This window comes from Bradyrhizobium sp. (assembly GCF_019244115.1).
GTDB lineage: Bacteria > Pseudomonadota > Alphaproteobacteria > Rhizobiales > Xanthobacteraceae > Bradyrhizobium.
Map to the genome: position 1 here is coordinate 1 of NZ_JAFATE010000788.1, position 8702 is coordinate 8702.

Sequence of the window (8702 nt, forward strand, 5' to 3'; positions counted from 1 at the left end):
GCCGCAGAGATAGGCCGAAAGGGGGCCGATCCCAACTCCGCCGCCGATGAGCGCGCAAATCGTGAGCGCATCATTCACCTCAACACGCAAGTGCGGTTCAATCCGAATTTCCTCGTCGCCGCGCACGAGACGCCACGGACGGGGCCGGCCGTCGCGGGTTGGCATTTCGATCGCGTGATGCGACAGGAGATCGGCTGGCACTTCCGGTCGGCCATGGCGATCGAGATACGGTCGCGCTGCGCACAGATACTGTGTAAGCATGCCGAGCCGCGTCGCGACCAGGCCTGAATCGGCCAATGACCCCATGCGGATGGCAACGTCGACCTGCTCGGAGACGAGTTCCGCATCGCGGCTCGTTAGATCGATCGCCACGCTCACCTCGGGGTAGCGCGCAAGAAAACCTGGCAATTGCTTGCCGAGAACATTGATACCGAAGCCGATGCCAGCGCTAATCGTCAGCTTGCCACGCGGCGCTGCGGCAAAGCGCGCGGTAGACGCCACGGCATCGTCGATGCCAGCGAGGAGCGCACCGCAGCGCTCGCGTAGAGCCTCGCCGGCTGCCGTCAGGCTGACTTCGCGGGTCGTGCGTTGGAACAATCGAATTGCCAGCGTCTCTTCCAGCCGGCTGATCGCTCGGCTCACGCTGGATTTCGGCATGGTCAGGGCTTTGCCGGCCGCGGAGAAGCTTCCGAGCGCCGCCACCCGTTCGAAGACCCTGAGGTCATTGAGATCAACCGCCATGGGACATTGTTCCACCGAATGCACAATGTGTCCATCAGGCGGACCGAACTTGATCCTGCGGGAGGAGTTTGCCTCGGGAAGCATGGAGAGCAGCATGAAGACCGACCCTTCCATTCTTGTGGTCGGCGCGACCGGCAAGTTCGCCGCGCACGTCGTCCCTGCTATCGCTCGCCGGGGCGCGCGCGTCCGCGGCATGGTTCGCAAGCCGGCGCAACAAGCCGAAGTGCGTCGTCATGGTGCTGACGAGTCGGTGGTCGCAGATCTGACGGATCTGGCGAGCCTGGAGCGAGCCTTGGAAGGCATCGAGCGCGCGTTCTACATCGCCCCTGCCTTCATGCCGCATGAGGCCGATGTCGGCTGCCGCTTCGTCGAGACTGCAGTCGGAGCCGGGATAAAGCGGATCGTCTTTTCGTCGGTGGTCCACCCGGTGATCGCGGGGCTGGCGAACCACATCGCCAAGGCACCGGTCGAGGAAGCGATCCTAGACAGCGGCATCGAATACACGTTCCTCCATCCCGCGCTCTATTTTCAGAATTTCGCAGCAAGCTGGGACAGAGTAGTGCAGACCGGCGTCCTCGCTGAGCCATGGTCGTGCGACACCCAATTCAGCCGGGTCGACTACCGGGACGTTGCCGAGGTTGCTGCGATCGCGCTCACCGACGATAGGCTTCTGTACGGCACCTTCGAACTCGCCGCCGATGGCTGGCTCGATCGTCACGACGTCGCGGCGCTTATCGGGGCCGCACTTGGTCGCGAGATTCGTGCCGAGCGGATCGACCCGGCATCACTTGGCGATGCGCCACAGCCGATGCAGGCGATGTTCGCGCACTATGACCGAGTCGGCCTCAAAGCCAATCCGTTGGTGCTCCGCGCCATCCTTGCCCGCGAGCCGCGTACGCTCGTCGCGTTCTTTAAGGAACTTGCGAGGACGGAAACATCGTCACGAGAACCGGCCGCACTGTCGTAGTTACGAGCGCGGCGCGCCCTTCATACACCGGCCACCAAACGAGTTTGAAAGGAACAACAACATGACAGACCTATTCACACCGATGGATCTCCACGGCCTTCACCTGCAAAACCGCATCTGGATGTCGGCAATGACGCGCACGCGCGCCAGCGATGACAATGTGCCGACGGCGCTGATGGCCGAATATTATGCCCAACGCGCCGACGCTGGCCTGATCGTCACTGAATGCACGGCGGTCTCCGAGCAGGGCAAGGGCATCATTAACGGGCCTGGCATCTGGAGGGAGGACCAGATCGCGGGCTGGCGGAGGGTTACCGACGCTGTCCACGCCGCAGGCGGGCGCATCTACTGCCAGCTCTGGCACTGCGGCCGTGTTGCACACCCCGAAATGCGTGGCGGCGAGTTGCCGTCGCCCCATCGCCGCTGCCGGCTCAGGGCAAATTTAAATTTCCGGATCGGGAGGTCGATTTCCCGGTGCCGCGGGAGCTCGACGCGGCGGAACTCTGGGCTATCATCGAGGATTTCGCGCGAGCGACACGCAATGCGCGGAAGGCCGGTTTCGATGGCGTCGAGCTGCATGGCGCCAATGGCTATCTTCACGACCAATTCCTGCAAGATGTCAGCAACCGACGCACCGATGACTGGGGCGGTTCGATCGAGAAGCGTGCGCGACTGATGTTGGAGACTGTCGACGCCATGATCGCCGCCTGGTCGGCCGACCGGGTTGGGGTGCGGCTTGGACCCTCGATCTCGCTGTATGGCATGGGCGACAGCGATCCTCTCGCTGCCTTCGGTTATGTCGTGCGCGAGTTGGATCGTCGGCGTATCGGGTGCCTTACGATGCTTGAGCCCAACAAGAACGATCTGGAGAAGGGCGTGGCGATCGAGAAGGTCGCGAAGACGTTCCGACCCATGACCTCGGTGCCGTTCATCGCCAACACGGGTTTCGACAGGGAGAAAGGAAACCTGGCAATTGAGGGCGGGGATGCGGACGCCATCGCCTATGGCGTGCTTTTCCTTGCTAATTCCGACCTTATCGAGCGCTTCCGGCGCGATGCCCGGTTAAACAAGCCCGATCCCGCCACTTTCTACGGCCGCGGGCCAAACGGCTATACCGATTATCCCGCGCTTCCTGGTCAAAAGGCGCAAGTCGCATGACAGCCTGGAAGTGTCGACCGGCGCCTTGCTAGAGCCGTCCGGCGCAAGCCAGGTGCGATGTGCACCGGTGATGCGATTGGCAAGATCGGTCACGGCGGCGATCATCGCCGGTCAGGTCTCAGTCGCCGAACTGTCGTCCGGGCGATAGTAGCAGCGCGGATGAAACCGCAGCGCGCCCGGATCGTGGACAGCCTTGATGCCGCGATTGCGCAGGTACGTCTCGACGAGCGACCATGGCGTTCGGCTGCGACCTCCTACTTCAACTCGGCGTTGAAGTAGGTGAGGTCGAGGACGCGGCGCAGTTTCTCGTCGCGGGGACTGACGAACAGCGCTGCGGCGGTTCAGTTAGAAGCGCTTGCAACTCGGCCGCACGCGCGTCCCGAGACGACATCAGGCGCGAGCGCATTAGGGGATTGTCCGCCAGCAGATCCGGGCGCCGAAAGTCCCTGGAGAGCGATCTTCAGCGCACCGGCAAATTTTGGATAGAACAAATCCATGCACCTTCCCGTAACCGCAAGCGATCGATTGCGGACTGACGCAATCCGTCGCTCTCTTCGCCGAACGCCGAGACATAAGCGCGCGTCTGCTTACGCCGTCGCGGCCAATCGCGGTCCGCCAAGCCGGTTATATTCGGCGACAAAGTTCTCGTTGGGCGTTCGGCCGTCCGGACCGCGGGAATACTCAGGCTTCAACCCACCAAGCAAGAACATTTCATGCGCGCGCTCGTGCTTTGCCTCGATGGCCCCGCGCGGCTCTAAGTCAAAAAGACCCTGGACGTGTCCGGCCACCGTTTCCGAGACGTTGATGCGCCCCGCCACTCCATAGGCTTCCATGAACCATGCGATGTTGACCGCATCGCCCCAGATATCGAAGGTCAGCCTGCGGTTGCCCACGACACCAGAAATCACCGGTCCTGTGTGAATGCCAACGCGCAATTGGAGGGTCGATGCGCCCACATGCTCGCATTGCGCCATGAAGCGATCGACGCTCGCTTGCATTTCCAGCGCAGCCAGGCAGACGTCGATCGGGTGTCGCCGGTCGCTCGTAAGCACGCCGGCCACCGCCATGTAGGCGTCGCCAATGGTCTTGACCTTCTCCAGGCCATGGCGAGCCCCGATCCCGTCGAACGCCGAAAAGACCCGATCGAGTAGATCGACCAGTGTCGCCGGCTCGGTGCGTTCGGCGAGCAGTGTAAATCCTCGAAAATCCGCGAACAGAATTGTTGCCGAACGCGTGTATTTCGGCTGCACCCGTCCGGTCCGTTTTAACTCATCGACGATCGGCGCCGGCAAGACGTTGCCCAGAAGCTCTTCGGCGCGTGACCTTTCGGCGGCAGCCTCAAGCCGTGCCTGATCCAGCTCCTTGATGGTCTGATCGTATTCGATCAGTTTCCGGCGCAGCTCCAGTTGCGCTAAGACCTGGCGCGACAACCGACGCAACGCCTCCGCTTGCTCGAAGCTAAGCTGGCGCGGCTCGAAATCCATGACGCAGAGCGTGCCCAGCGCATAGCCTTCATCGGTGATGAGCGGCATCCCGCAGTAAAAGCGACAGGGAGGATCGGCGGCGGCCATCGCGCTATTCTCAAAGCGCGCGTCCTGCGTGATGTCGGCAACCGCGAACAGCTCGGTGCCGCAGATCGTCGTGGTGCAGACGGCTTTTGCGCGCGGGGCCCCCGCCATCTCGGGCGGCAATCCATATCTCGCTTTGAGCCAGCGCCGGTTGTCGTCAATGAAGCTGATATAGGCCACAGGGCAGCGACAAATCTGCGCTGCGAGTTCAGCGATCTCGTCGTAGGCGATTTCCGGCGCACTATCGAGAATGTTGAGCGCGCGCAGCGCAATCAGCCGGCCTGATTCATTGACAGGTATCGGGAAGGACAATGTGGCTCCCCTTGCGGCGGAAACCTGGCCGGGCCGGCCGCCTCATTGCGGCCAATCGGCAGTCAACAAGACTATCATCTGGGAAGCGGCAAATCATTTGGGAAGCGGCAAATGTGCGGAAAGTGCGGCGTCCTAGGGGGCGGCGGGAACTGCCTGATTTTTCGGCAGCGCGCTTGCGAGTGGAGTTCCGGTTTGGGAACACTGTTATTTCCCGAATCCCCGAGACCCGCGGATAACGCTCGACTCTGTTGCCGGGGCGGCTTTTAGCTTCCCTCGCTAATGGCGGGGCAGAGGCGGCGCTTTTGCTGGCATTCGCAATTTGGGCGACAAAGGCGCCGCCAAAAATCGCGTTCATCATGTAGATTGTCGCAAGAGACAACGATCTCGCAACAAGGCCGCAACGGCGGAGACAGCACGCTACATGTCCTCGGCCGAGGTATGGCCGTGTCGGAGTTGAGAAAGCCAACATTAAACAAGCCAACTTCGGCCATCTCGGCTAGTGCAACGTCCACGAGCTCGCGATCAGGCGCCTTCCCACGACAAAGGCCGGGGACCCGCCTATGAGATCTCCGCAGTTGCGGCCGTGATTTGTCCAAGCTCCGCTGATCAGCTAGCCATCGGGCCGATCATGACCTTCGGACAGGATCCGCTGCGCGGCACCTTCGAGATCGGCGTATTGGTCGTTTTTCAGGGTCCACATGAAGGACGCAAGCCCCGCCAATCCGAGGCTCCGCTACTCATGCAGGCGGTGTAGCGAGAGGCTCCCATCCTGTGGGCGGCGTGCCAATGACGGGCGAGGTTCAGCTCCTGCCGCCATGCTCGAAGATGTCGCGCGCGGAAGGTGCTCGCGACCGTCGATCGACTCGTCGATCATCGCGAGAGCGTACGCGCCAAGACGGCTGCGCGCGTCGAGGCCGCGGTCAACAAGTCTCGGTTACTGCGCCGATCTCGCGGCCGCGCGGCCCGCGCGGGGCAAGGCTTTCGCTTTGCCATCGTGCTGCCGACCGGCAGTAACAGCTTCATGATCGCAACGGGACGGTTCATCGCTATTCCTCGATATCGACTGCCCGCCGACGGCTGCCTCTATCGCAACGTCGCCGGAAGGCGATGGCCATGCTGGCGCGCCAGCATGGCCATCGCGGATATTCCAGCGGTCGCGCGCTGACATTGTTAAGTGTTTCCAGTTCCTGCCTAGCCGCCTGTCGTGGGCAGCTGATCGGATCGTCGAATGGTGCGGACTAGGGCATTTGAGGCGGGATTAGATCGCGGGGATCGAGACCTCAAAAAATAAGTCTGTCTGATGCGGATTCGAATCAACCGGTCTGTGCCCAGGCTGTACCCTGGGAGTTTCGGGGCACAGTCCGCGGGAGACTTTCATGTAACTAATTGATTATATTTGATTTATGGTGGTCGCACAAGGGATCGAACCTTGGACCTCTCCCGTGTGAAGCTAGCGCCGGACGCTAGGCGGCTTTTCGTTGCCGTACGATGGTGTAAATAAGCGCGAGGGGGGAGGGGGGAGTCGGATGAAACGCCCCCCCGCTACCACCTTTCCCCACACTCCTTTCACCCGATTTGGATAGGCCTCCTGGCCCAGCAACGCATTTAGTCGGCCTGCTATTTCCACCGCCACACCACCTGGACGCGCAGGGTCTCGAAACACCGTGACGGTTTCGACGAGATCCCGGATTGCCTCCGCAGCTTCGGCGTCTCCAGCGTTTACACCCCTTCCCAGAGCCTTTTCGAGTTGCTGCAATTGCTCCTCATAGCGTTTGAGGATCGCCGGATGGAGCGCGACGGCCTTCGGAGCGGGAGGTTCGTTTTGCAGTTCTTCGGAGAGGCGTTTTCGGTCGGCATCCAAGGCCGTGGAACGAGGGCCAAGTACGGCCGGATCTCCGTGGCCTTTCGCTATCGCATCAATCAATCGATCGATTTCGCGGTTCAATTGGCCAAGCTGCTGTTCCAGTCGCTGCCGTTTCGCGTTCGACGAGGCCGCGAGCCTTTTCCTCTCTTCGAGATAGATCCGAACGTACTCAGCAATAACCTTCGGCGCGCGCATCTCCGCTCTTAGTCCACCGAGCACGGCTTTCTCGACGGAATCCAGGTAAAACGTTTTGCCATCAGAGCAGGTCCCGCTCTCCTTAGCGGCGGAGCAGCGAATGCGAACGCGCCCCGACTTATCTTCGCCATTTGTCGACATGCCCGCCCCGCACGCACCACAGCGGAGCAGCCCCGACAGCATACGACGCGGACGACGCTGAAGGCTCGGATGCGTCTGAGTCCGCTCCTGCCTTCGTTTTTGGGCCGCCTCAAATAAGTCTGCGCTCACGATTGCAAGATGCGGCACCTCAGCGATCCGCCAGTCGGTCTTCAGGTTTGGCCGTGACAAGCGCTTCCCTGTGTCGGGATCTTTCACCATTCGGACCTTGTTCCAGACAAGGCGCCCCACATACAATTCGTTTTGCAGAATTCCCGCGCACCTGTCTCGCGTGCCATTCATGGTCGAGGCGTTCCATGCGCGCCCGCGCGGCGGCGGCACTCGCTCCTTGTTTAAGTCGTGCGCAATTTCACGAGGTGTTCGGCCTTCGACGTATTCCCGGAAGATGCGCCGAACAACTTCCGCCTCACCACTGACGATGACTCGTTCGCCACTTCTGCCTGGAACGGGAGCGTATCCGTAAGTTAGGCCGCCTCCGGCCAATCCTTGTGTCACTCGGCCCGCTTGGCCCCGGCGCACTTTATGAGCGTTGTCCTCCCGATAGAGCTGTCCGACAAGCCCACGAAGTCCAACGAGAACCGTATTGACAACACCTTCGTGAACAGCCCGGATTTCAATGCCAAGAAACGACAGTCGCTTGTGGATGCCTGCAAGATCCTCCATGTCGCGCGAGAGACGATCGAGCGCTTCGACAACCACTACGTCAAAAGATCTCTCCCGCGCCTGGTCCAGCATCCGCAACAGGCCGTCGCGCCCCATGACCGAGCCGCCAGAACGAGCTCTATCTTCATAAGTGCAGACAACGTGTAGGCCTTCGCGCTCTGCATAGCTTTTACAAAGGGAGGTCTGATCTTCGATCGAGCGTTCATTCTGAAGGTCTGTCGAGAATCGAGCGTAGATTGCCGCTCTCTTCGTTGTCGGTTCGACCGACGTGCTCTCTTTCATGATCTTCCCTCGCAGCCTGACGAGCAAGTGCGCGCGCGAGACGTAAGATCGCTTCGTCTGGATTCGACTGCAAGGACAATTTTCGGCTGACGTCCCGCATGATGCTGCCTTATGACGTCACGAAAACTGACAAGGCATGCGCTACCTTGGCGTTGTGCATTGAGCGGATGTCGGAAGTGTTGATCATTCCGAGCATCGTGTTCAGGCAAGCCCAAGCCGGAAAGTGCGGAAAGAATTCGTCGTACGATTAGATGCAACGGCGAAGAAAAGGAGAGCCGCCCCTTGCTACACACGACTCCCTCCCTAACCACCGACCTTACCGAACCTCATGGCCCTCGCGTTTTGGACGCCATCCGACTGGATCCGCTATCCAGCGACTGATGTCCGATTCACGCCACCCGGTCCCGTTGGTGCTGATCTTGAGCTGAGCCGGGAAGGTGCCCTCGGCGATCTTGCGGTAGATGGTGGACCGGGACAGCCCGGTCCTGGCGAGGACGTTTTTCAGACGGACGATACGGTCTGGCTCTGGCATGGCCTCGCTGGCTCCTGCTGGCTGTTTCTGACGGCTGCTGATCCAGACAGAACATCAGGTGCAGGCGCGCAAGGGCAGTTTAGGAGTCCCAGTACTCTGGCGTTCAGCCGGCGGCAAACAGGATAAATCAAATTTCGAGGCCCCGATCTCTGCCAAGGTCGAGGCCGTGAGTGAAGGCCAGTTCGAGGCCGAGCCGCCGACCCGATTCGAAGGCGATGCCGAGCTCCCGCTTGCGGTTGGCGAGGATGGATTCCATTTGCG

At 61.0% G+C, this 8702-nt stretch carries 8 protein-coding genes and 2 pseudogenes; 4 read left to right on the forward strand and 6 right to left on the reverse strand.

All coding sequences use genetic code 11. The annotated features are described in order from the left end of the window. On the reverse strand, positions 1-837 hold an 837-nt coding region (locus JOZ76_RS33550; RefSeq protein WP_291705675.1), incomplete at its 3' end, for a LysR family transcriptional regulator. Here JOZ76_RS33550 and JOZ76_RS33555 point away from each other — a divergent pair. The 3 genes and pseudogenes from JOZ76_RS33555 to JOZ76_RS38465 all read left to right on the forward strand — a co-directional run bounded on the left by JOZ76_RS33555 (position 836) and on the right by JOZ76_RS38465 (position 2866). Next, positions 836-1708, forward strand: coding sequence for an SDR family oxidoreductase (locus tag JOZ76_RS33555; protein ID WP_291705676.1), 873 nt, complete (start codon positions 836-838; stop codon positions 1706-1708). The two genes, JOZ76_RS33550 and JOZ76_RS33555, sit on opposite strands and share 2 nt — an antisense overlap. A 121-nt stretch (positions 1709-1829) precedes the next feature. Further along, a pseudogene (locus JOZ76_RS38460) lies at positions 1830-2048 on the forward strand (oxidoreductase); the annotation flags it as partial. 134 nt (positions 2049-2182) lie between these two features. Next, complete coding sequence (locus JOZ76_RS38465; protein ID WP_366938660.1) at positions 2183-2866, forward strand: oxidoreductase; 684 nt, start codon at positions 2183-2185, stop codon at positions 2864-2866. A 3-nt stretch (positions 2867-2869) separates the two neighbouring features. Here JOZ76_RS38465 and JOZ76_RS33565 read toward each other — a convergent pair. From JOZ76_RS33565 to ccoS, 3 genes and pseudogenes are all read right to left on the reverse strand, one after another. After that, a pseudogene (locus JOZ76_RS33565) lies at positions 2870-3097 on the reverse strand (DUF7146 domain-containing protein); the annotation flags it as partial. Positions 3098-3453: 356 nt separating this feature from the next. Then, the gene (locus tag JOZ76_RS33570) at positions 3454-4746 is read right to left on the reverse strand and encodes an adenylate/guanylate cyclase domain-containing protein (protein ID WP_291705677.1); all 1293 of its coding nucleotides are present in this window, start codon (positions 4744-4746) and stop codon (positions 3454-3456) included. A 610-nt stretch (positions 4747-5356) separates the two neighbouring features. Then, the gene (gene ccoS / locus JOZ76_RS33575) at positions 5357-5467 is read right to left on the reverse strand and encodes a cbb3-type cytochrome oxidase assembly protein CcoS (protein ID WP_291705678.1); all 111 of its coding nucleotides are present in this window, start codon (positions 5465-5467) and stop codon (positions 5357-5359) included. A gap of 120 nt (positions 5468-5587) precedes the next feature. Here ccoS and JOZ76_RS33580 point away from each other — a divergent pair, with 120 nt between their 5' ends. Then, positions 5588-5911 (forward strand): hypothetical protein, encoded by a 324-nt coding sequence (locus JOZ76_RS33580; RefSeq protein WP_291705679.1) that lies wholly within the window; start codon positions 5588-5590, stop codon positions 5909-5911. Positions 5912-6196: 285 nt separating this feature from the next. Here the strand turns inward: JOZ76_RS33580 and JOZ76_RS33585 are convergent, their stop codons facing one another. Next, on the reverse strand, positions 6197-7909 hold the full coding sequence (locus tag JOZ76_RS33585; protein ID WP_291705680.1) for a recombinase family protein: 1713 nt from the start codon (positions 7907-7909) through the stop codon (positions 6197-6199). 316 nt (positions 7910-8225) lie between these two features. Then, on the reverse strand, positions 8226-8441 hold the full coding sequence (locus JOZ76_RS33590; protein ID WP_291705681.1) for a helix-turn-helix transcriptional regulator: 216 nt from the start codon (positions 8439-8441) through the stop codon (positions 8226-8228). Positions 8442-8702 lie beyond the last annotated feature (261 nt).